Origin of the sequence: Ancylobacter mangrovi, from assembly GCF_024752335.1 — a bacterium.
Lineage (GTDB): Bacteria > Pseudomonadota > Alphaproteobacteria > Rhizobiales > Xanthobacteraceae > Ancylobacter > Ancylobacter mangrovi.
In genome coordinates, this window is sequence record NZ_JANTHY010000001.1 from 459,417 (window position 1) to 480,247 (window position 20,831).

At 71.3% G+C, this 20,831-nt stretch carries 22 protein-coding genes and 1 riboswitch; of the genes, 16 read left to right on the top strand and 6 right to left on the bottom strand.

The genetic code is table 11. The features are described from left to right. Positions 1-22 precede the first annotated feature (22 nt). Positions 23-904 carry a LysR family transcriptional regulator gene (locus tag NVS83_RS02100; protein ID WP_258737842.1) on the top strand — a complete coding sequence of 294 codons (882 nt, stop codon included), beginning with the start codon at positions 23-25 and terminating at the stop codon, positions 902-904. Positions 905-931: 27 nt separating this feature from the next. On the opposite strand, the gene NVS83_RS02105 is transcribed toward NVS83_RS02100, so the two are convergent. Genes NVS83_RS02105 through NVS83_RS02120 form a run of 4 tightly spaced genes read right to left on the bottom strand, consistent with a single transcriptional unit; the run spans position 932 to position 4,283 of the window. Continuing rightward, positions 932-1,615 carry an ABC transporter ATP-binding protein gene (locus NVS83_RS02105; RefSeq protein ID WP_258737843.1) on the bottom strand — a complete coding sequence of 228 codons (684 nt, stop codon included), beginning with the start codon at positions 1,613-1,615 and terminating at the stop codon, positions 932-934. Beyond that, positions 1,612-2,772 carry an ABC transporter permease gene (locus NVS83_RS02110; RefSeq protein WP_258737844.1) on the bottom strand — a complete coding sequence of 387 codons (1,161 nt, stop codon included), beginning with the start codon at positions 2,770-2,772 and terminating at the stop codon, positions 1,612-1,614. The genes NVS83_RS02105 and NVS83_RS02110 overlap by 4 nt, the downstream gene beginning before the upstream one ends. Beyond that, positions 2,769-3,971 carry an efflux RND transporter periplasmic adaptor subunit gene (locus NVS83_RS02115; protein WP_258737845.1) on the bottom strand — a complete coding sequence of 401 codons (1,203 nt, stop codon included), beginning with the start codon at positions 3,969-3,971 and terminating at the stop codon, positions 2,769-2,771. Before NVS83_RS02115 ends, NVS83_RS02110 begins: the two co-directional genes overlap by 4 nt. A gap of 21 nt (positions 3,972-3,992) precedes the next feature. Then, complete coding sequence (locus tag NVS83_RS02120) at positions 3,993-4,283, bottom strand: cysteine rich repeat-containing protein (RefSeq protein WP_258737846.1); 291 nt, start codon at positions 4,281-4,283, stop codon at positions 3,993-3,995. 306 nt (positions 4,284-4,589) lie between these two features. Here NVS83_RS02120 and NVS83_RS02125 point away from each other — a divergent pair, with 306 nt between their 5' ends. The 3 genes from NVS83_RS02125 (at position 4,590) to NVS83_RS02135 (ending at position 7,305) form a co-directional block, all read left to right on the top strand. Then, positions 4,590-5,306: a response regulator gene (locus tag NVS83_RS02125; RefSeq protein ID WP_258731007.1), complete on the top strand. Its 717-nt coding sequence runs from the start codon at positions 4,590-4,592 to the stop codon at positions 5,304-5,306. 7 nt (positions 5,307-5,313) lie between these two features. Next, entirely contained in the window at positions 5,314-6,630 is a 1,317-nt protein-coding gene (locus NVS83_RS02130) for an ATP-binding protein (protein ID WP_258737847.1), read from the top strand. A gap of 99 nt (positions 6,631-6,729) precedes the next feature. Beyond that, complete coding sequence (locus tag NVS83_RS02135) at positions 6,730-7,305, top strand: hypothetical protein (protein ID WP_258737849.1); 576 nt, start codon at positions 6,730-6,732, stop codon at positions 7,303-7,305. Positions 7,306-7,380: 75 nt separating this feature from the next. Here NVS83_RS02135 and NVS83_RS02140 read toward each other — a convergent pair whose 3' ends face one another. Further along, on the bottom strand, positions 7,381-8,085 hold the full coding sequence (locus NVS83_RS02140) for an SH3 domain-containing protein (RefSeq protein ID WP_258737850.1): 705 nt from the start codon (positions 8,083-8,085) through the stop codon (positions 7,381-7,383). Between the two features lie 167 nt (positions 8,086-8,252). Next, the gene (locus NVS83_RS02145; RefSeq protein ID WP_258737851.1) at positions 8,253-10,034 is read right to left on the bottom strand and encodes a chloride channel protein; all 1,782 of its coding nucleotides are present in this window, start codon (positions 10,032-10,034) and stop codon (positions 8,253-8,255) included. A 180-nt stretch (positions 10,035-10,214) separates the two neighbouring features. Between NVS83_RS02145 and NVS83_RS02150 the strand changes: the two genes are divergently transcribed. The 12 genes from NVS83_RS02150 to NVS83_RS02205 all read left to right on the top strand — a co-directional run bounded on the left by NVS83_RS02150 (position 10,215) and on the right by NVS83_RS02205 (position 20,830). Next, the gene (locus NVS83_RS02150; protein ID WP_258737852.1) at positions 10,215-10,418 is read left to right on the top strand and encodes a YgaP family membrane protein; all 204 of its coding nucleotides are present in this window, start codon (positions 10,215-10,217) and stop codon (positions 10,416-10,418) included. Between the two features lie 39 nt (positions 10,419-10,457). Beyond that, positions 10,458-11,339 (top strand): MBL fold metallo-hydrolase, encoded by an 882-nt coding sequence (locus NVS83_RS02155; protein ID WP_258737853.1) that lies wholly within the window; start codon positions 10,458-10,460, stop codon positions 11,337-11,339. A 2-nt stretch (positions 11,340-11,341) separates the two neighbouring features. Continuing rightward, positions 11,342-11,701, top strand: coding sequence for an ArsR/SmtB family transcription factor (locus NVS83_RS02160; RefSeq protein WP_258737855.1), 360 nt, complete (start codon positions 11,342-11,344; stop codon positions 11,699-11,701). Next, positions 11,694-12,119 carry a YeeE/YedE family protein gene (locus NVS83_RS02165; protein ID WP_258737856.1) on the top strand — a complete coding sequence of 142 codons (426 nt, stop codon included), beginning with the start codon at positions 11,694-11,696 and terminating at the stop codon, positions 12,117-12,119. Before NVS83_RS02160 ends, NVS83_RS02165 begins: the two co-directional genes overlap by 8 nt. A gap of 4 nt (positions 12,120-12,123) precedes the next feature. After that, on the top strand, positions 12,124-12,555 hold the full coding sequence (locus NVS83_RS02170; protein WP_258737857.1) for a DUF6691 family protein: 432 nt from the start codon (positions 12,124-12,126) through the stop codon (positions 12,553-12,555). A 174-nt stretch (positions 12,556-12,729) separates the two neighbouring features. Next, the gene (locus NVS83_RS02175; protein ID WP_258737858.1) at positions 12,730-13,344 is read left to right on the top strand and encodes a GbsR/MarR family transcriptional regulator; all 615 of its coding nucleotides are present in this window, start codon (positions 12,730-12,732) and stop codon (positions 13,342-13,344) included. A gap of 1 nt (position 13,345) precedes the next feature. Then, positions 13,346-15,103 (top strand): thiol reductant ABC exporter subunit CydD, encoded by a 1,758-nt coding sequence (gene cydD / locus NVS83_RS02180; RefSeq protein ID WP_258737859.1) that lies wholly within the window; start codon positions 13,346-13,348, stop codon positions 15,101-15,103. Positions 15,104-15,186: 83 nt separating this feature from the next. Further along, the gene (gene cydC / locus NVS83_RS02185) at positions 15,187-16,863 is read left to right on the top strand and encodes a thiol reductant ABC exporter subunit CydC (protein WP_258738467.1); all 1,677 of its coding nucleotides are present in this window, start codon (positions 15,187-15,189) and stop codon (positions 16,861-16,863) included. Between the two features lie 63 nt (positions 16,864-16,926). Beyond that, on the top strand, positions 16,927-18,504 hold the full coding sequence (locus NVS83_RS02190) for a cytochrome ubiquinol oxidase subunit I (protein WP_258737860.1): 1,578 nt from the start codon (positions 16,927-16,929) through the stop codon (positions 18,502-18,504). A gap of 5 nt (positions 18,505-18,509) precedes the next feature. Further along, the gene (gene cydB / locus NVS83_RS02195) at positions 18,510-19,667 is read left to right on the top strand and encodes a cytochrome d ubiquinol oxidase subunit II (RefSeq protein WP_258737861.1); all 1,158 of its coding nucleotides are present in this window, start codon (positions 18,510-18,512) and stop codon (positions 19,665-19,667) included. Between the two features lie 14 nt (positions 19,668-19,681). Continuing rightward, complete coding sequence (gene cydX, locus NVS83_RS02200; RefSeq protein WP_258737862.1) at positions 19,682-19,822, top strand: cytochrome bd-I oxidase subunit CydX; 141 nt, start codon at positions 19,682-19,684, stop codon at positions 19,820-19,822. 59 nt (positions 19,823-19,881) lie between these two features. Beyond that, a riboswitch (cobalamin riboswitch) is annotated at positions 19,882-20,116 on the top strand. A gap of 36 nt (positions 20,117-20,152) precedes the next feature. Then, positions 20,153-20,830, top strand: a complete 678-nt coding sequence (locus NVS83_RS02205) for an energy-coupling factor ABC transporter permease (protein ID WP_258737863.1) — start codon at positions 20,153-20,155, stop codon at positions 20,828-20,830. Position 20,831 lies beyond the last annotated feature (1 nt).

Sequence of the window (20,831 nt, forward strand, 5' to 3'; positions counted from 1 at the left end):
TGAGGCCCGGCGACGAGGTGCCATGACACTCGAGCAGCTTCGCATCTTCGTCGCCGTCGCGGAACGCGAGCACCTCACCCGGGCGGCCGAGGCGCTCAACCTGACACCCTCGGCAACGAGCGCCGCCGTCGCGGCGCTCGAAGCGCGTCACGCCACCCGGCTGTTCGACCGCGTCGGCCGGCGCATCGCGCTCACCGAGGCGGGGCGCCTGTTCCTGGTCGAGGCCCGCGCCGTGCTGGCGCAGGCCGCCGCCGCCGAGCAGGTGCTGCTCGACCTCGCCGGGCTGGAGCGCGGAAGGCTTGAGCTGGCGGGCAGCCAGACCGTCGGCAATTACTGGCTGCCGGGCGTGATCGCCCGTTTCCGCGCGCTCTATCCCGGCATCACCGTGCGGGTGGAGATCGGCAATACCGACTTCGTCGCCGGAAGGGTGCAGGAGGGCGCGGCCGATCTCGGCTTCGTCGAGGGCGAGCTCGACGAGCCGGCGCTGGCGAAGCAGGCCGTCGCGCGCGACGAGATGGTGCTGGTGGCGCCGGTCACCCACCCCTGGACCTGGCGCCCCCCGCGCGCGGTCGAGGAGCTGAAAGCCGGCCCCTGGGTGCTGCGCGAGACCGGCTCGGGCACGCGGGCGATGCTGGAGGCGTTCGTCGGCGCGCGCGGGCTGGCGCCGGAGACTCTGAACGTGGTGCTGGAATATCCCTCCAACGAGGCGATCCGCGTCGCGGTCGAGGCCGGCAGCGGGGTGACGGTGATCTCGCGCCGCGTGGTCGACGGCGCCATCCGCGCCGGCACGCTGGCGCTGGTCGACTATGCGCTACCCGCCCGCGAGTTCCTCGCGCTCCGGCACAAGGAGCGCTACACGACCCGCGCCGCGCAGGCCTTCCTCGCCCTCGCCGGGCAGGAGTGAGGCGCGCGCGACCCGCCGCGTTCCGCGTCACGCCACCATCCGCCCGTCCTCGAAATGGACGATGCGGTCGAACAGGTCGGTCGAGCGCGGGTCGTGCGTGACCACGGCGATCGCCGCGCCCTGGGTGGCGGCGATGCGGCGGAACAGCTCCATCACCTGCCGCCCGCGCACGCTGTCGAGCGCGGCGGTCGGCTCGTCGGCGAGGATCAGCGGCGGGCCGTTGGCGAGCGCCCGCGCCACCGCGACCCGCTGCTGCTCGCCGCCCGACAGCCGGGTCGGCAGGTTGTCGGCGCGATGGGCGAGGTCGAGCGCCGCCAGCAGGCGCCGCGCATGGGCCATCGCGTCCGCCCCCGCGACATCGGCGATCTCGAGGCTGAGCGCGACGTTCTCGCTGGCGGAGAGGAACGGGATGAGGTTGGCGCGCTGGAACACGAAGCCGATCTGGCGCCGGCGCACCTCGCGCAGCCCGTCGACATCGGTGCCGGCATGGGAGACACGCTGCCCGGCGAGCCAGACCTCGCCGGCGGTCGGCGCCTCGAGCAGGCCGGCCATCATCAGGAAGGTGCTCTTGCCCGACCCGCTCGGCCCGAAGATGCCGACCAGCTCTCCCGCCGCGATCTCCAGCGAGACGTCGTCGAGCGCCCGCACCAGTCCGCTCGGGCTCGCATAATGGCGCGTCAGGCCGCGCACGCTGAGCACCGGGCCGCTCACGAGAGCACCTCGCGCGCGCTCACCTTGGAGGCACGGGCGATGCCCACCCAGGCCGCGACCGCGCAGATCAGCGCCAGCGCCAGGCCGAGCGCGGCGAGGTCGGGCGGGTCCATCACCACCCGGCGCGGGAACAGCGGGAACACCAGCCGCGCGATCAGCAGCGAGAGCGCGAAGCCGGCGAGGCCGATCATGCCGGCCTGCTGGCCGATCATCCCCGCCACCACGCTTTCGCGCGCGCCCATGAGCTTGAGCAGCGCGATCTCGTGCAGCTTCTCGATGGTCATGGTGTAGATGATCAGCGAGACCACGATGGCGGTGATGATCAGGATCAGCCCGGTGAAGGCGAGGATCTGCAGCCGCAGCTTCCACAGCCGCGCGTTGAGCATCAGGTCGCGCTGCTGGGCGGTGGTGAGCACGCGCACGTCGCCCCAGCGCTCCATCGCCGCGATCACCCGTGCGGGGTCCGCCGCCGGGTCGAGACGCACCAGCACCGCGGCGATCTTGCTCTCCTGCGCCACCGAGCTGCCGTCCGGCGAGGCGGCAAGCTCGCCATGGGCAGCGCGGGCGAGGTGGACCTCCTCCGAGGTGCGGCGCTGGGCGATGGCGGTGGCGTCGTTGATCGACACGAACATCAGCCCGTCGCCGGCGGAATCGACCATGTTCCGGGTCAGGCCGACGATGTCGTAATCGTCGAGCCCGAGCCGCACCCGGTCGCCGACATGAAGGCCGGTGCTGGCGTCGGCGATAGCCTCGTAGCGCCCGGCATGGAGCCAGCGCCCGGCTGTGAGCGAGAGCCAGTGCCCGTCGTCGCGGGGCACGTCGACGCCGGTGACGGTGGCCCGCCGCGTCGCGCCGTCGAAGGCGAATTGCTGGCTGAACTGGGTGAAGCGGCGCACATCGGCGACGCCGGGCACGCCCTCCACGCGCCGGTCCATGTCCTGCGCGACGGCGGAGCCTTCCGCGAACGGGCCGGCGCGCTCGCCCTGCACCACCCACAGATCGGCGTCGATGCGCTCGATGATCAGCAGCGCGTCCTCGACCACGCCGCGATAGAGCCCGGTCATGCCGATCATCGCCGTCATCAGGAAGGCGACCCCGAAGGCGGTGAGCGCGAAGCGGGTGGGGGAGTGGATGGCGTCCTTCAGCGCGAGGTTCATGGGCGGGTCTCCTCGACCCGTACCCGCATGCCGGCGAACACGCCGCCCGGGGCCAGCACCGTGTCGCCTGCCGCGAGGCCGCGCGTGACCTCGACCCGGCTCGCGCCGGCGGCGCCGAGGCCGACGTCGCGCCAGTGGGCGCGCCCGTTCCGCGCGACCCACAGGCCGGGCGTGCCGTCCCGCCGGGCGATGAAGGATTTCGGCACGGTCAGCACGCCGGTCCGGGTCTCGACCGCGAGCCGGGCGATGCCGCGCTGGCCCAGCGCCCAGTTCACCGGCAGCGTGTCGAGCGCGATGTCGAGCTCGAACTCGCGGGTTTCTTCGTCCACCTCGCGGTCGAGCCGCAGCACATGGCCGGTGATCGGCGTCTGAGCGGGACCGAAGGTAATGGTCGCCGTCTGTCCGGCCTGCACGGCGGCGATGGTGCTCTCGTCGAGCCGCGTGGTGAGGACGAGGCTTTTCGGGTCGACGATGTGCAGGAGCTCGGTGCCGGGCGTGAGCACCTCGCCGAGATAATGCGCGCGCGAGACCACCACGCCGTCGATCGGCGCGCGGATCACGCTGTCGTCGAGCTGGGCGCGGGCGACGGCGACGCGGGCCTTCGCGGCGTCGCGCTCGGCCTCCGCCTGCTCGATCGCCCGCTTGGTGCGCACGAGCTCGGCCTCGGCCTGGCGGCGGGCGGAGAGGGCGTCGTCCAGCGTCGCCTCGCTCACCACGCCCTTGGCGATCAGCGTCACCTGCCGCTCATGGGTCGCGCGCGCCTGCTCGAGCGCCGCGGCGGCGCGGTCGCGCTCGGCCTCGGCGGTGGCGACCGCGCGTCCGGAGGCATCGGCGCTCGCCTGCGCCGAGGTAAGCTCGCCGGCGAGGTCGTCGAAGCCGAGGCGGGCGAGAACCTCGCCCTTCGTCACCCTATCGTTGCGATCGACGGCAAGGCTGTCGATGCGGCCCTGGATCCGGCTGCCCACGCTCGCCTCCGAGAGCGCGGCGAGCGTGCCGGGACCCCGGAGCTCGACCGTGAGGCTGCCCGGGCGCACCGTCTCGCCCGCGACGGCGTGGGGATAGAGATAGCGCCCGCCGAGCAAGGCGGCGGCGAGCAGGGCGAGCGCCAGCCCGGCCAACCGCAGCCTGCCGCGCGGCCGCGCGCGCGGCGCCGGCGGACGCAGCGACTGGAACTGGTCGAGGTCGGGCTGGACGTTCATCGAAAGCGCGCCGGCCCGCCGTCACTGCGCCTGCGCGGCGCGGGCGGAGAGCAGCGCATCCTTGCAGGGCTGCGAGATCTTGTCCGGGTTGGCCTTCATGCATTCGAGGATGCGTCCGCCGCCCGGCTGGATGCCGGCGCAGGCCGAGCGGATGTCGGCCTCGCAGGCGGCGCGGATCGCCTGCCGCTGCGCCGTCGACAGGTTCTGCGCCATCGCCGGCGTCTGCGCGAAGGCGCTCCCGGTGAGGACGACACCGGCGATGCCGGCCAGGGCGAGCACGAGGGCGGCGCGAAGGTTCAGTCTGCGGATCATGGGATTCCATCCAGTGTGAAGGGGAGACGCGCGGCTGGCACGGCGTGCCGCTCCGCGGATCGGGCATGAAGCGATTGGGCATGGAGCCCGCCCAGTGGGGGCGGTCGGTGGACGGGCTCCATCGCCCCGGCCGGCCGCGAACGGCCCGCCTGCCGAGAGGACCGGGGTGTGGTGCGTCTCGGTACAGGGCGAGGATGGGCGCGCCGCTTTGCGCCGATGTCTCGGAAAGCCGGTTTTTCGTAACAGTTTGTATCGAGGCACCGGTCGCGGCTTGCCTCGCGGGCCGGCCGCTGTCATGCCGCTTCCATGACGGCGGAACGGCTACTCCTGGTCGAGGACGACCGAGACATACGCGGCCTGCTTTCCGATTTTCTCGGCGGCGAGGGCTATGCGGTCGAGGCGGTCGAGAGCGGCGCGCTGATGGACCGCGCGCTGATGCGCGGCATGCCGGATCTCGTCATTCTCGACATCATGCTGCCGGGCGAGGACGGGCTGTCGATCTGCCGGCGCCTGCGGGCGCGCTCGCGCGTGCCGATCCTCATGCTCACCGCCCGGCACGACGACATAGACCGCATCGTCGGGCTGGAGATCGGCGCCGACGACTATCTCGGCAAGCCGTTCAACCCGCGCGAATTGCTGGCCCGCATCCGCGCCCTGCTGCGCCGCTCGACCGGGGCGCTCTCGGCGGGGGCGCCCGAGCGCCGGCGCAAGCGCTTCGCCCGGCTGGTGGCCGATCTCGACGCCCGCGTGATCGAGGACGATGGCGGGCAGCGGGTGAACCTGACCACGGCGGAGTTCGACCTGCTCACCTGCTTCCTCGAGCGGCCGGGCCGCGTGCTCTCGCGCGACCAGCTCCTCGACTGGACGCGCGGGCGCTCGGCCGACCCGTTCGACCGGACCATCGACGTCACCGTCTCGCGGCTGCGCGCCAAGCTCGCCCAGTGCTTGCCGGAGGAAGAGCAGATCATCACCACTGTGCGCAATGCCGGCTATCTGTTCTCCGCCGACGTGCGCGACGCGTGAGGCGGCGATGCGCCTCGGCCTGCTCGCGCGCATCATCCTCATCGTGGCGATGGCGCTGCTCGCCATCCAGCTTCTGGCGCTGCTGTTCTATTTCGGCCTGAGCGACGGGCGCAGCCTGCTGGGCGAGGCCTCGCCCGCCCTGCCACGCCAGGTGGTCTCGCTGGTGCGCCTGGTCGAGCGGGCGCCGCCCGCGCTGCGGCCGGACCTGTTCACCGCGCTGTCCGAGAACGGGCGCAACGTCTCGCTGGTCGCCGCGCCGCCGGCGGACGCTGCCGGCTCCACCTCGCTGCACCGGGTGGAGCTCTCGATCCGCGCGGCGCTCGAGGCCTCGGGCGAATCCGGGCGCCGGGTGCTGGCGCGCTTCGACCCGCGCGACAAGGCGCATCCGGGCGAGACGTTCCGCGTCTATGTCCAGCTCGCCACCGGCGACTATCTCGTCCTCGACGTGAAGGACCGGGTGACCGTGCGCCTGCTCGGCATTCCCATCGGCTTCTTCGCGGGCGTGTTCGGCGTGCTGGTGGCGGTCGCCGCGCTCGCCGCCGTGGCGCGCGAGATGAAGCCGCTGACCCGGCTCGCCCGCGAGGTCGACCGCATCGGCGGCCAGCTCGACCCGGTGGCGATCCCCGAGAAGGGTGCGCCGGAGCTGCGCGCGCTGATCCGCGCCGTCAACGCCATGCAGGAACGCATCGCGACGCTGGTGAGGAACCGCACCCTTACCCTCGGGGCGATCTCGCACGACCTGCGCACCTATCTCACGCGGCTGCGGCTGCGGGTGGAGATGATGCCGGAGAGCCGACACCGCGCCGGCGCCGTCGCCGATGTCGAGGCGATGCAGGCGCTGGTGGAGGACACGCTCGACTTCGCGCAGAGCTCGTTCTCGTCCGCCGAGCCGGCGGTCGCGGATCTTGGCGCCGTGCTCACGCGCTTCCGCGCCGGCCATGCCGCGCCGGAGCCGATCCGTCTCGACCTGCCCGGCGAGCCCGCCCGGGTCGCGGTGGGCGAGAAGACGCTGGAGCGGCTATGCGCGAACCTCGTCGGCAACGCGCTGCGCTACGGCCATTGCGCGTTTCTCAGCGTGCGGGCGGAGGGGCCGCGCGTCATCCTGCAGGTGGAGGATGACGGCCCCGGCATTCCGCCCGACGAGCGCGCCCATGTGTTCGAGCCGTTCTACCGGATCGACGCTTCGCGCAACCGCGACAGCGGCGGCGCGGGGCTCGGCCTCACCATCGTCCGGCGCATCGTCGACCTGCATGGCGGCACGATCGAGCTCGGCGACAGCGCGCATGGCGGGCTGCGCGTCACGGTGGCGCTGCCCGCTGCCTGAGGCGCGGGGGCACTGAAACAAATCGACATGCGCGCGTAGGCCGGGGGAGACATTGCCGTCCCAGGGTGCGGTCCTCCTCAACGGCAAAGGATGACTGCCATGAGACTGCTTTCGGGAAAGGCACCGCTGCGGACCGTGCTTGGCGGGACGCTGGCCGCCGGCGCGCTCGCCGCCCTCGCGCTGCCCGCGCTCGGCGTCGTGCACCTGCGCGCCGACCCGCTCGACGGGGGCTTCCAGGAGGTCGGGCCTTGCGACGTGCCGGCTTTCGGGCCGGGCATGCCGGCCTTCGACGGAACGATGGCGCGCCTCGTCGCCGGCGCGCTGCTGTCGGCGCAGGAGACCGCGCTCGGCATCACGCCGGACCAGATGGAGGCCTGGCGGGCCTATACGGGCGCGCTGATCGCCTTCATCCCGACCGGCGAGCGTGTCGGGCGCTGGACCGACAGGAAGACGCGCGAGGAGGCCGCCGCCTTCGACCTCGTGGACGACATCACCTCGAGCGCCATCGAACGCGCCGACAAGGCGAAGACGCTGCAGGCGGCGGCGGACGCGCTGAAGGCCAAGCTCACGCCGGGCCAGCTCGACATGGTCAAGCAGATGCAGTCGCGGCTGGTCGAGCGCGTCGTCCGCTTCGTGGAATGGCGCCGCGGCGAGGGCCTGGGAGCGCCGCTCTGAACCGGCGGCATTCCGACGTGAAGAAGGCCGGGAGCGCGCTCCCGGCCTTTTCGTTTGCCCGGCGTGGCGGCGGCGCTACCAGCGGCTGAAGCTGCGCGTGCCGCCGAAGGTTCGTCCGCCGCCGGTCACGCCCGAGCGCGTCGCGGAGCAGCCGGAGCCATAGGCGCAGGAGCGGGTGCGGGTGGCGCTGCCGCCATAGGGCCCTTCGGTGTTGCGGGTCGAGCTGCAGCTTCCGTCGGCGCAGCTGCGGGTCTGCGAGGTCGAGCCGCCATAGCGGCCGGTGGTGCCGCTGGTGCCGGTGCACGAGCCGTTGGCGCAGGTCACGTCGCGGCTGTGCGAGGTGACGCGCGGCGCCGGATAGGGCCCATAGGCGCGCGGAGGCGGGTAGGCGGCCCAGCGGCCGTACCAGGGATAGGCGGTGTAGTAGCGATCCCAATAGGCGCGGTTGAAGGCGACCACGCCGATGCCGACCGCCGCCGCGACCGGCGCGGTTAGCACCACCGGCGCGCCGCCATAGACGAGCTGGATGTAGCTCGCCGCCACCCAGCCGCGATAGCCGGCGAAGGCGATGTCGCACCAGCTATAGCCGCTGACGCAGCCGAAGGTGGTGATCGGCGTGCCGGCGGGTACGACGGTCACGGCCGGATAGGCGGTCGAGGGCCCGGCCCGCAGATTGACGTTGGCGGTGGAGACGGCGGCCGTGGCGGCGTTGCCCGACGCGGTGCCGGCTAGCGTGGCGCCGGCGATCAGCGCGGCGGCGACGAAGAGCTTCTTCAGCATGCCAAATTCCCCCTGGCAGGATGACGGCACCCCGCCGCGAACCGGTGCGGACGGTATGCCCTGACCTTCTTGCTAGCTGCCGGGGATCACCAGCCTGTCTCGGCCGTGTTTCAATTTGTGACAGCACGCCGGTCGCCGGGGAGACGCAACGGCAACGAAGGACGGGGTCAGTCGAGCCGCTCGCCGGTGAGCTCGCTCAGCCGGCGGCCCATCTCGTCGCTGTAGCGCTTCACCGCGTGGGCTTCGCTGAGGATGCCGACGATGCGCCGCTCCGGCGTGGTCACGGCCAGCGCGTCGGCCTCGGCATGGGCGAAGGCCGAGAGCGCCTTGCGGATCGTCATCGACGGACGCAGCGTGTCGTCGACTTGGCGCAGCAGCGCGCGCACCGTGGCGGGCGGGGCGCCCGCGTCCTCCTCGCTCTCGCGCGCCTCGTAGAGCGCGGCGGGCGGTACCATGCCGGCATAGAAGCCCTCGGGCGTCGTCGCCACCAGATAGCTGGTGGAGCCGGGCGGATAGGCCCTGCGCGCCTCCTCGATCGTCATGTCGGCGCTGACCTGCGGCACCTCGCGGCGCATCATGGTCTCGACGGTGAGGTCGCGCACCCAGCCCACGTCATGGGCGCCGCGGATGTTCTCGCCGCGCAGGTGGAAGCGCCATGTGGTGAAGGAGAAGCCGAACAGGCGCCGCGTGATCAGCGAGGCCGCCGCCGCCGCCGCCAGCACCGCCAGCGTCAGGGTCAGGTCGTCGGTCATCTCCAGCGCCAGCAGCGTCATGGTCATCGGCCCGCCGACCACCGCCACCGCCAGCGCGCTCATGCCGATCAGCGCGTAGAGCGCGTGCGATTCCGCGACGCCCGGCACGAAGAGGTCGAGCCCGGCCGCATAGGCGCGCCCGGCGAGCACCCCCATCAGCACCGAGGCGAAGAACAGGCCGCCGCGGAACCCGGCGCCGATCGACACCGCCGAGGCGATCACCTTGGCGCCGAGCAGTATCAGCAGGAAGGTGAGCGTCGCGTCGGCGCCGATATAGTAGTAGACGGCGCCGTGCCCGGCCGACAAAACCGCCGGGCTCCACAGAGCCAGCGCCCCGACGATCAGCCCGCCGATCATCGGGCGCAGCGCCGCCGGCAGCGCCGAGCGCCGGAAGCCGGCCTCGACCAGCGTCACCCCGCGCATGATGACGATGCCGATCAGGGCGCACAGAATGCCCAGTAGCAGGATGGCGGGCAGGTCGCTCATCTGCGGCGCGCCGAGCGCGGGCAAGGGCGGGGGCATGTCCGGCAGCAGGGTCTGTCGCGTCAGCGTGGCGGTGAAGCTCGCCGTCATCATCGGCACGAAGGCCGGGATCGCATAGGTGCCGAGGATCAGCTCGAAACCGTAGAACGCGCCCATCAGCGGGGCGTTGAAGGCGGCGCCGATCGCCGCCCCGGCGCCGCAGCCGACCATCAGCCTGAGGTCGGCGCGGCGCAGATGGAAGATTTGCCCGAGGCGCGAGGCGACGCCGCTCGCTGCCTGGGTGTAGCCGGCCTCGAGCCCGACTGAGGCGCCCACCCCGCTGGAGGCGATGGTCTGCGCGCCGACGATCAGGCTGTCCTTCAGCGACATCCGCCCGCCATGCAGCGCATTGGCCTCGATCGGGTCGACCGGCTGGCCGAAGCCGCGCCGGCGCAGCAGCGCCGAGACGAGGCCGAAGGCGAGCCCGCCCAGCGCCGGGGCAAGCAGCACCAGCATCGCCGGCAGCCCGGTTGCGATCGAGAGATGGCCGTGCGGGTCGATGCCGAAGATCAGCACGTGCAGGCCCTGCATGGCCGAGCTCATGGCCACGACCACCAGCCCGGACAGCACGCCGACCACGGCGGCGGCGAGCACGAGCCCAAGCTCGCTCGCGCGGGCAAGCCGGCGCACCCGGTGCCAGAGGGTCTCCTGTTCCGAAGTCGAGCCGGTTGTCACGTCACGCCCGCCGCATGCTTTCCCGCGTGACTAGGCGCCCGCGCGCCCGTGTGCAAGCGCGATGGCGCCCGGGGGCCCTCATACGCATTAATACTTTCATAAAAACGATTGCATTTTTTTGAAATCAAATTAATTAAACAAATGGCAGGGACGAACCTGCCGCGCTCAAGGGGTGAGGACATGACCCGCAATATCGGACGCATCGACAGCGTGCTGCGCATCATCGTCGGTCTGGCGCTGCTGTCGCTGATCCTCCTGCTGCACGGGGCCGCGCGCTGGGTGGGGCTGGTCGGCCTTGTGCCGCTGCTCACCGGCATCGTCGGCACCTGCCCGCTCTATTCGATCCTCGGCATCTCCACCTGCCCGCTCGGCGCGCGCAGGTGAGCGCCGCAACGTCAGCCAGCAAGTCAAGGCGGAAGAGAAATGACCCAGAAACCCGAAGTGACCGGCTTCTTCGATCCGCGCACCTGGTCGGTCCAGTACGTCGTCGCCGACCCGGCGACGAAGAAGTGCGCCATCGTCGACCCGGTCTATGATTTCGACGAGAAGTCCGGCCAGACCGCCTCGCGCAATGCCGACCGCATTCTCGATTTCGTGCGGCAGAAGGGCTACGCGGTCGAGTGGATCCTCGACACCCATCCCCATGCCGACCATTTCTCGGCCGCCTTCTATCTCAAGCAGAAGACCGGCGCGCCCACCGCGATCGGCGAGAAGGTGAAGGACGTGCAGAAGCTCTGGAAGGGCTTCTACAACTGGCCGGACTTCCCCGCCGACGGCTCACAATGGGACCGGCTGTTCGCCGATGGCGACACCTTCAAGGTCGGTGACATCGACGCGAAGGTGATGTTCTCGCCCGGCCACACGCTGGCCTCGATCACCTATGTGATCGGCGACGCCGCCTTCGTGCACGACACGCTGTTCATGCCGGACAGCGGCACGGCGCGGGCGGATTTTCCCGGCGGCAGCGCCAGGGTGCTGTGGGAATCGATCAAGGCCATTCTCGCCCTGCCGGACGAGACCCGCATCTTCACCGGCCACGACTACCAGCCGGGCGGGCGCCAGCCGCTGTGGGAATCCACCGTCGCCGAGCAGAAGGCGGCCAACATCCACATGGCCAAGTGCAAGAGCGAAGCCGAGTTCGTCGCAATACGTGAGGCGCGCGACCGCTCCCTTCCCATGCCGAAGCTGATCCTGCATTCCTTGCAGATCAACACCAACGGAGGACGGCTGCCGGAGCCGGAATCGAACGGGACGCGTTATCTGAAGATCCCGCTCGATCTGCTCAAGGGCGCCAACTGGGGCTGAATATGGTCGATATGCTCTCCTGCGAGGCCATGGGAATGAAGGAAAGGGTCGGAGAAGCCTCCGCCTTCCTCAAGACCATGGCCAATCCCGACCGGCTGCTGGTCGCCTGCGCCCTCGTGGACGGCGAACGCTCGGTGCGCGAGCTGGAAGAGCTTCTCGGCATCCGGCAGCCCGGGCTGTCGCAGCAGATCGCGGGATTGCGCGAGGCGGGCCTGATCGCCGGTCGCAAGGAAGGCAAGCAGGTCTTCTACCGCCTCGCCGACCCACGGGTGCAGACCTTCATCTCCACCATGCACGCGCTGTTCTGCGCACCCGGCGCGTCCGGGGAGCGGCAGACGGCCGGACAGGAAGATCATGACTGAATTCACCCCCGTCGCCTCGCTCGTCGGCGGCATGCTGATCGGGCTCAGCGCCGTGCTGATGATGCTGCTGGAAGGGCGCATAGCCGGCATCAGCGGGATCGCGAGCCGGCTGTTCCCGCCCTATGGCGACGGCGGCCTCGCCGGCCGGCTGGCCTTCGTCGCCGGCCTCGTCGCCGCGCCGTTCGTCGTTGCCGCCACCGGCGCGCCGGTGATGCAGACGGTCTCCTCCAACCTCGCGCTGATGGTCGCCGCCGGGCTGCTGGTCGGCTTCGGCTCGGTGTGGGGCTCGGGTTGCACCTCGGGCCACGGCGTGTGCGGGCTGGCGCGGCTCTCGCGCCGCTCCTTCGTCGCCACCGGCGTATTCATGGCGACGGGCTTCGCGACCGTCTTCGTGATGCGCCACCTGATCGGAGGCTGAGAAGATGTCCGGCAAGTTCGTCTCCATAGCCGTCAATCTCGGCCTCGGCCTCCTGTTCGGCGTCGGTCTCGTCGTCTCCGGCATGAGCAATCCGGCCAAGGTGCTGAATTTCCTCGACCTGTTCGGCACCTTCGACCCCTCGCTCGCCTTCGTCATGGGCGGCGCGGTGGTGGTGGCCTTCTTCGGCTTCCGCCTCGCCACCGCCCGGCCGGCGCCGCTCCTCGCCGAGCGGTTCCGCATGCCGACCCGCACCGACGTCGACGCCCGGCTGATCGTCGGGCCGGCGCTGTTCGGCATCGGCTGGGGATTGGGCGGTTTCTGCCCCGGCCCCGCCTTGACCGCGATCGGCCTCGCCGCGCCGGGCACGCTCGCCTTCGTCCCCGCCATGCTCGCGGGCATGTGGGCGGCGCGCTCCCTCGCCGCCCGGCAGGGCTGAGAAAGCCGGCGTCGTCAAGGTTTCGCGGCCGCTCCGGCCGCCGCAGGGCGTTCGGAAAATCGGCGCGGTTGACGTCGCGCGATACGGGAAGAGCCGGATTTGTAGCCGCTCAGAATGGCGTACAGCCGAACTCGGATTTCAGGAATTTCTGAAATTACCGTAGGGAAAGACGCCGTGAACCTGCCGCCGCTCATCCAGTCCTTCGTGCTGCATTTCGGCGAGATGGGAAGCCGCTGGGGCATCAACCGCACGGTCGGCCAGATCTACGCGCTGCTCTACGTCTCGCCCGAGCCGCTCTGCGCGGAGGACATCGTCGAGGCGCTCGGCCTGTCGCGCTCCAACGTCTCGATGGGGCTGCGCGAACTGCAGGCGTGGAACCTCGTCGTGCACAAGCATCTGCCGGACGACCGGCGCGACTTCTTCACCACCCCGGACGATGTGTGGCAGATCCTTCGCACGCTCGCCGAGGAGCGCAAGAAGCGCGAGGTCGACCCCACGCTCTCGGTGCTGCGCGAGATCCTGATGCAGCCGGCGGGCAGCGACGAAGAACGCTTCGCCCAGGGCCGCATTGCCGAGATGCACGGCCTGATCGACCAGCTCACCACCTGGTATGACGACGTGAAGCGGCTGGAGACCGAGCGTCTCGCCAATCTGCTGAGCCTCGGCGCCAAGATCACCCGACTGCTGGAAGCCAAGGACCGTGTCGTCACGCTCGGCTGCCGCCGGCCGAAGGCCGCGCGCGAGGCCGGGGACACTCGGACCGACGTGGCCCGGGCGGGGGGCGAGTGAGATGGGCCTCGCCACCGCCATACGCACCGCTCCCGGCGCCGTCCCCGCTTCCGAATCTGCTGTTCCCGACGCCCCCCGCGGCGCGAAGGCCCGCTCCGCCGCCGGGGCCCGCGCGCTTCGCCCGGCGATTGCGCTCCAGATCGCCGGCGCCCTGCTGTGGCTGCCGCAAGCCGGCCTTCTCGCGCTTGCCGTCGCCGGGCTGGTGCGGGGCGAGGGGCTGGCCGACATGGTTCTGCCCGCCGGCGGTTTCGCGCTGCTCGGCGTCGTCCGCGCGCTCCTGGAGGCGGCCGGCTCGCGCCTTGCCTTCCGTGCCGCGCGGGGCGAGCTGACGCGGCTGCGTGCGGCGGCCGCCGAGGCGCTCGCGCTCGGCTCGCCACTCGACACGCGCCGGCCCGCCTCCGGCCTCGTCGCCAGCGCGCTGGCCGAGCAGGCGGAGGCGGTGGTACCCTATCTCTCCCGCTTCGTCCCGGCGCGCCGGCGCGCGACCTTGGTGCCGCTCGCCATTCTCGCCTGCGTGCTGCCCTTCTCCTGGGTGGCGGCGCTCATCCTCGCCGTCGCCGCGCCGCTAATCCCGCTCTTCATGGCGCTGATCGGCTGGCGCGCCAAGGCGGCGAGCGAGGCCCAGCACGTCGAGCTGGGCGGCATGAACGCCTTCCTGCTCGACCGGCTGCGCGGACTGTCGACCATCCGCTCCTTCGGCGCGGTGGAGGCGACGGCGACCCGGCTGAGGGCGGACGCGGAGAGCCTGCGCCAGCGCACCATGGCGGTGCTGCGCATCGCCTTCCTCTCCTCGGCGGTGCTGGAGCTGTTCTCGGCGCTCGGCGTCGCCATGGTGGCGGTCTATGTCGGCTTCCACCTGCTCGGCACCATCGGCTTCGGAAGCTGGGGCCGGGATTTCGGCCTCGGCGAGGGGCTGTTCATCCTTCTGGTGGCGCCCGCCTTCTTCGAGCCGCTGCGCGAGCTCTCCGCCGCCTGGCACGACCGCGCGGCCGGGCAGGCGGCGCTGGAGGCGATCGAGGCGCTTGCCGGCGACGGGGCGCGGATCGTCGGCACCGACGCGGCCGTGCCGGCCCGCGGCGGGCATGCCCCGGCGGTGCGGCTGGACCATGTGCGCTTCCGCCATGCCGGCCAGCCGGCGCTGCTGTTCGACGACCTCTCGCTCGACATCGCGCCCGGCGAGCATGTGGCGCTGTTCGCCCCGAGCGGGGCCGGCAAGTCGAGCGTGCTGGCGCTCATCGCCGGGCTCGTCGCGCACGAGGGCGGGCGGGTGAGCGTCGATGGCGCGGCGATGGATGCGGGCAGCGCGGCGCGGCTGCGCGCGCCCATGGCCTATATCGGCCAGCAGCCGCACATCTTCGCCGGCACGCTGCGCAGCAATGTGAGCCTCGGCCGCGCCGGGGTGGACGCCGGCGCGGCCGGTCGCGCGCTTGTCGCCGCCCGGCTCGGCAAGGTGGCGGGCGTGCGCGGCCCGGCGCCGATCGGCGAGGGCGGGCGTGGCCTGTCCGGGGGGGAGGCGCTGCGCCTCGCTCTGGCGCGGCTTGCCGCGACGCCGCAGGCCCGCCTCGTGCTGGCAGACGAGCCGACCGCGCATCTCGACAGCGGCACCGCGCGCGAGGTCGGCGACGCGCTGATCGAGCTGGCGCAGGGGCGCACGCTGATCGTCGCCACCCATGATCCTGCGCTGGCGGCGCGCATGGACCGCGTCATCCGCCTCGACCACGCTGCACAACAGCAGGACGTGCAGGAGCAGGACGCATGAGCACCGGCCCGCACGTCACCCCCCATATCGGCCCCTCCCGTCATGCGGAGCCGCGCGGCGGCCTTGCGCGCGACCTCAGGGCGATGGGCGCGATCCTGCGCCTGTTCCTCGCCGAGCGGCGGGGCGCCTTCTTCGCCGGTGCGGCGCTGGCGGCGCTGACGCTGCTCGCCGGGGCGTGCCTGCTGGCGCTCTCGGGCTGGTTCATCACCGCGACCGCGATCGCAGGCATGTCGGTGACGGCGGCGCTCGCCTTCGACGTGTTCGCCCCCTCCGCCGGCATCCGGCTCGCCGCGCTGACCCGCACCGCGGCGCGCTATGGCGAGCGGCTGGTGACGCATGACGCGGCGCTCGCCGTGCTGGCCGGGCTGCGCGAACGGCTGTTCCGCGGCTGGGCCGCGCCCGAGGCGGCGGGGCGGCTCGCCGACCGGCCGGCCCGCCTGCTGTTCCGCCTGACGCTCGACATCGACGCGCTGGATTCGCTCTATCTGCGGGTGCTGGTCCCCGTCATCGCGGCGCTGGCGACGACGCTCGGCGTGGCGTTCCTGATCGGCCTCTTCGACGCCCGCCTCGCGCTCGCCTTCGCGTTTATCGTGCTCGGCGTCGGCTCGCTCGTTCCGCTCATCGCGCTGCGGGCCGCGCGGCGGCCGTCACGGCGCCGCGCCCATGCGCTGGAGGTGCTGCGCGCCCGCGCGGTCGACCTCGTCGCCGGGCAGACCGAACTCATCATGACCGGCCGTCTCGCCGCTGCCCGCGAGGGGCTCGCCGCCGCCGACCGGCGCCTCGCCGAGGCGGACGACGCGCTCAACCGGGTCGAGACCCGCATCTCCGCCGGCTTCGCGATGGCCGGCACGCTGCTGCTGGCGCTGGCGCTGCTGGCGGTGGCGGCGCTGAACGGGGCCGGCACGATCGACGCGCCGGCCGCCGCTCTGGTGCTGCTGCTGGCGCTCGCCGCCTTCGATCCCTTCGCTGCGCTGCGTCGCGGGGTGGTGGAGCTGGAGCGTGCGCTGATCGCCGCCCGCCGCGTCGCCCCGCGCCTTGCGCCCGCCGCCGCGCCTCCCGCCATTCCCCGGGCGACGCCCGGCGCGGGCGAGGCGGTGCGGCTGCGGGATGTCGAGGTCCGGCGCGAGGGCGCGCCGCTGCCGGCGCTCACGGATATCGACCTCGCCATCGCCCTGGGCGAGCGCATCGCACTGGTCGGCATGAGCGGGGCGGGCAAGTCGACCCTGCTCGCCGCCATCGCCGGCGAGATCCGGCCCGCGCGCGGCGAGGTCGCTGCCCTGCCGTCCGTGCTGCTCACCCAACGCACCGAACTCTTCCGCGACACGCTGCGCGGCAACCTGTTGATCGCCGATCCCGAGGCTGACGATGAACGCCTGCTGGCGGCGCTGGAGGCGGCCGGGCTCGGCGCGGTCGTGGCCAGCCTTCCCGGCGGGCTCGACACCCGGCTCGGCGAAGGCGGCCTCGGCCTTTCCGGCGGGCAGGCGCGCCGGCTGGCGCTCGCCCGGCTGGTGCTCGCCCCCGCGCCGCTGTGGCTGCTCGACGAGCCGACCGAAGGGCTCGACGGGGCGACCGCGCGCGATGTGCTGGCAAAGCTGGCGCAGGCGGCGGGCCCGCGCAGCCTCGTCCTCGCCACCCATCTGCGGCGCGAGGCGGAAATCGCCGACCGCCTGATCGTGATTGCCGAAGGTCGCGTGACCGGCACCAGCCGGCGCGGCGATCCCGGCTTCGCAGCGGCGCTCGAGGCGCTGCGACCTGACTGAGACGACCCCCGGCGTCGCCCCGGCGGCGCGTCAAAAGGAGACCGGACGCAACCGGAACCGACCATGACACTCGATGTTGTCGACCTTTCGCGCCTGCAATTCGCAATGACGGCGCTCTACCACTTCCTGTTCGTGCCGCTCACGCTGGGGCTCTCCGTGCTCCTCGCCATCATGGAGACGGTCTACGTCATGACCGGGCGGCGGATCTGGCGCCAGATGACCAAGTTCTGGGGCACGCTGTTCGGCATCAACTTCGTGCTCGGCGTCGCCACCGGCATCGTCATGGAGTTCCAGTTCGGCATGAACTGGAGCTACTACAGCCACTATGTCGGCGACATCTTCGGCGCCCCGCTGGCGATCGAAGGGCTGATGGCCTTCTTCCTGGAGGCGACCTTCGTCGGCCTGTTCTTCTTCGGCTGGGACAAGCTTTCCAAGGTCGGGCACCTCGTCACCACCTGGGCGGTGGCGCTGGGCTCGAACCTGTCGGCGCTGTGGATCCTGGTCGCGAACGGCTGGATGCAGAACCCGACCGGCGCGGCCTTCAACCCGCAGACCATGCGCATGGAGATCACCGACTTCTTCGAGGTGGTCACAAACCCGGTGGCGCAGGCGAAGTTCGTGCACACGGTCTCGGCCGGCTACGTCACGGCCTCGGTCTTCGTGCTCGGCGTCGCCGCCTGGTACCTGCTGAAGGGCCGGCACATCGAGATCGCCAAGCGCTCGATGACGGTCGCCGCCTCGTTCGGCCTAGCCGCCTCGCTGTCGGTCGTCGTGCTGGGCGACGAGAGCGGCTACCTCACCACCGAGCATCAGAAGATGAAGCTCGCCGCCATGGAGGCGATGTGGGAGACCGAGCCAGCGCCGGCCGCCTTCACCCTGTTCGGCCTGCCGAGCCAGACCGACCGCGAGACCCATTTCGCGGTGCGCGTTCCCTGGGTGCTGGGCCTGATCGCCACCCGCTCGCTCGACACGGTGGTGCCGGGCATCAACGAGCTCGTCGGCCATGCGCAGGACCGGATCAAGAGCGGGGTGATCGCCTTCGATGCGCTGCAGAAGATCCGCGCCGCCGGCTCGGACGCCGCCATCCCGCCGGATGTGCGCCAGGCCTTCGAGGACCACGGCACCGACCTCGGCTACGCGCTGCTGCTCAAGCGCTACGTCGACGATCCGCGCGCCGCGACGCCCGAGCAGATCGCGCAGGCGGCCTGGGACACGGTGCCGAGCGTGCCGACCCTGTTCTGGTCGTTCCGCATCATGGTCGGCCTCGGCCTGTCCTTCATCGCGCTGACCTCGGTGTTCTTCTTCCTGTCGGCGCGGCGGATGCTGGACCGCTACCGGCCGCTGCTGTGGGTGGCGGTGATCGCAATCCCGCTGCCCTGGGTCGCCGTCGAGCTCGGCTGGGTGGTGGCGGAATTCGGCCGCCAGCCCTGGATCATCGAGGGCGTGCTGCCCACCGCCGCCGCGGTGTCGAGCCTCGGCGCGGCGACCGTGCTCACCACGATCGTCGGCTTCGCGCTGATCTACACCGTGCTGATCATCATCGAGATGACGCTGATGGTGCGCGCCATCCGACAGGGACCGGAGCCGGACGACGAGCCTGACGCCGAACTCATCCCCGCTCACCTCGTCGCCGCGGAGTAGGAACCATGATCCTCCACACGCTCATCGACTACGACGTCCTGCGCGTCATCTGGTGGCTGCTGCTCGGCGTGCTGCTGATCGGCTTCGCCGTCATGGACGGCTTCGACCTCGGCACCGACATCCTGTTGCCCTTCGTCGCGCAGACCGACCTCGAACGGCGCGTCGTCATCAACGCCATCGGCCCGACCTGGGAAGGCAACCAGGTGTGGCTGATCCTCGGCGGCGGCGCGATCTTCGCCGCCTGGCCGCCGCTCTACGCGGTGTCCTTCTCCGGCTTCTACCTCGCCATGTTCGCGATCCTGTTCGCGCTCATCCTGCGCCCGGTCGGCTTCAAGTACCGCTCGAAGCGCGAGGGCTCGATGTGGCGCACGGCGTGGGACTGGGCGCTGTTCGTCGGCGGGCTGGTGCCGGCGCTGGTGATGGGGGTCGCGGTCGGCAACGTGCTGCAGGGCGTGCCCTTCCACCTGAACGGCGACCTGCGCATCTTCTATGACGGCACCACGCTGTTCGAGCTGCTGAACCCCTACGGCCTGCTGTGCGGCCTGCTCTCGGTGGCGATGGTGGTGATGCACGGTGCCGGCTGGCTGGCGCTGAAGACGCAGGGCAATGTCGACCGTCGCGCGCGGGCCATCGGCAGCTACGCGGCGCTGGCGACGCTGGTGCTGTTCGTGCTCGGCGGGCTTTGGCTCTATTTCGGCGTCGACGGCTACCGCATCACCAGCGCGCTCGTCCCCGACGGCCCGTCCAACCCGCTGGCCAAGACGGTGGAGATCGCGCCGGGCGCATGGTTCGCCAACTACGCTGCCCATCCCTGGATGATGGCGGGGCCTGCGCTCGGCATCCTCGGCGCGCTGGCGAGCCTGATCCTGCTGCGCACCCGGGCCGAGTTCACAGCGCTGCTGGCGAGCACGGTGTCGATCTTCGGCATCATCTCGACGGTGGGGGTGTCGATGTTCCCCTTCATCCTGCCCTCGACAGTCGACCCGCGCTCCAGCCTCACCGTGTGGGACGCCTCGTCGAGCCATCTCACCCTGTTCATCATGCTGGTCTGCACCGTGATCTTCATGCCGATCATCATCGCCTACACCACCTGGGTCTACCGGGTGCTGTGGGGCAAGGTCGATACGGCCGAGATCCAGCGCGACAACAGCCACGCCTACTGAGAAGGAGACCGATCATGTGGTACTTCGCCTGGCTGCTCGGCCTGCCGCTGGCCGCCGCCTTCGCGGTGCTCAACGCCATGTGGTACGAGCTGATGGACGACGTCGCCCGCACCAAGGCGCAGCCCGCGCCGGTGCCGGTGCGCGGCCGGCACTGACGTCGCCGCCGCACCTCTCGCGGCGTCGGCCCTGCTTGACAGGCCCGTGCCCTTGGGTGCGTGCTGAGGGCGTGCATGGTGTCCGGGCGGGGTGACTCGCCCGGATGAAACGGGAACGGGGAAGGGCGAGAGCGCCGCAAGGCCGATCGCCCCAGCCCCGACCGCCCCCGCGACTGTGAGCGGCGAGCGGCCTTCCACGATGCCACTGGATGCCATCCGCGAGGATGGCTCCGGGAAGGCGGAAGGCAGCCGTGACCCGCGAGTCAGGAGACCGGCCATGCATGAGCGTCCACCCTCACGCCGCCGGGAGAGGCGGCAAAGGAGCATCCCATGCATATCGAACCCGGCCTCGTCGCCGAAGGAAAGATCTGGCTCAGCTACGTGACCGCCGCCGGCGCGGGCACCTATGCGCTCAAGACCGCCTATGAGGCGGTGCGCGAGCGCGGCCTGGGCTCGCTGCTGGTGCGCAGCGCGGCGACTACCGCGCTCGTATTCTCGTTCTTCGAGATTCTGCCGCATTATCCGGTCGGCGTGTCCGAGGTGCACCTCATCCTCGGCTCGACGCTGTTCCTGATCTTCGGTCTTGCGCCGGCCGCGATCGGCCTCGCGCTCGGCCTGCTGATCCAGGGGCTGTTCTTCGCCCCGTTCGACCTGCCGCAATACGGCATGAACGTCACTACGCTGCTGGTGCCGCTGTTCGCGCTGACCGGGCTCGCGCATCGCATCATCGCGCCGGGCACGCCCTATGTGGAGCTGAAGTACCGGCAGGCGCTGGCGCTCTCCACCACCTACCAGGCGGGCATTGTCGTCTGGGTGGCGTTCTGGGCCTTCTACGGCCAGGGTTTCACGCTCGCCAACGCGGCCTCGATTGCCTCCTTCGGCGGCGCCTATATGCTGGTGATCATCATCGAGCCGCTGGTCGACCTCGCCGTGCTCGCCGGCGCCAAGGCGCTCAACGGTCTGAAGGGTAGCGCGCTGCTCGAGCGCCGGCTCTACGACCCGGCCTGAC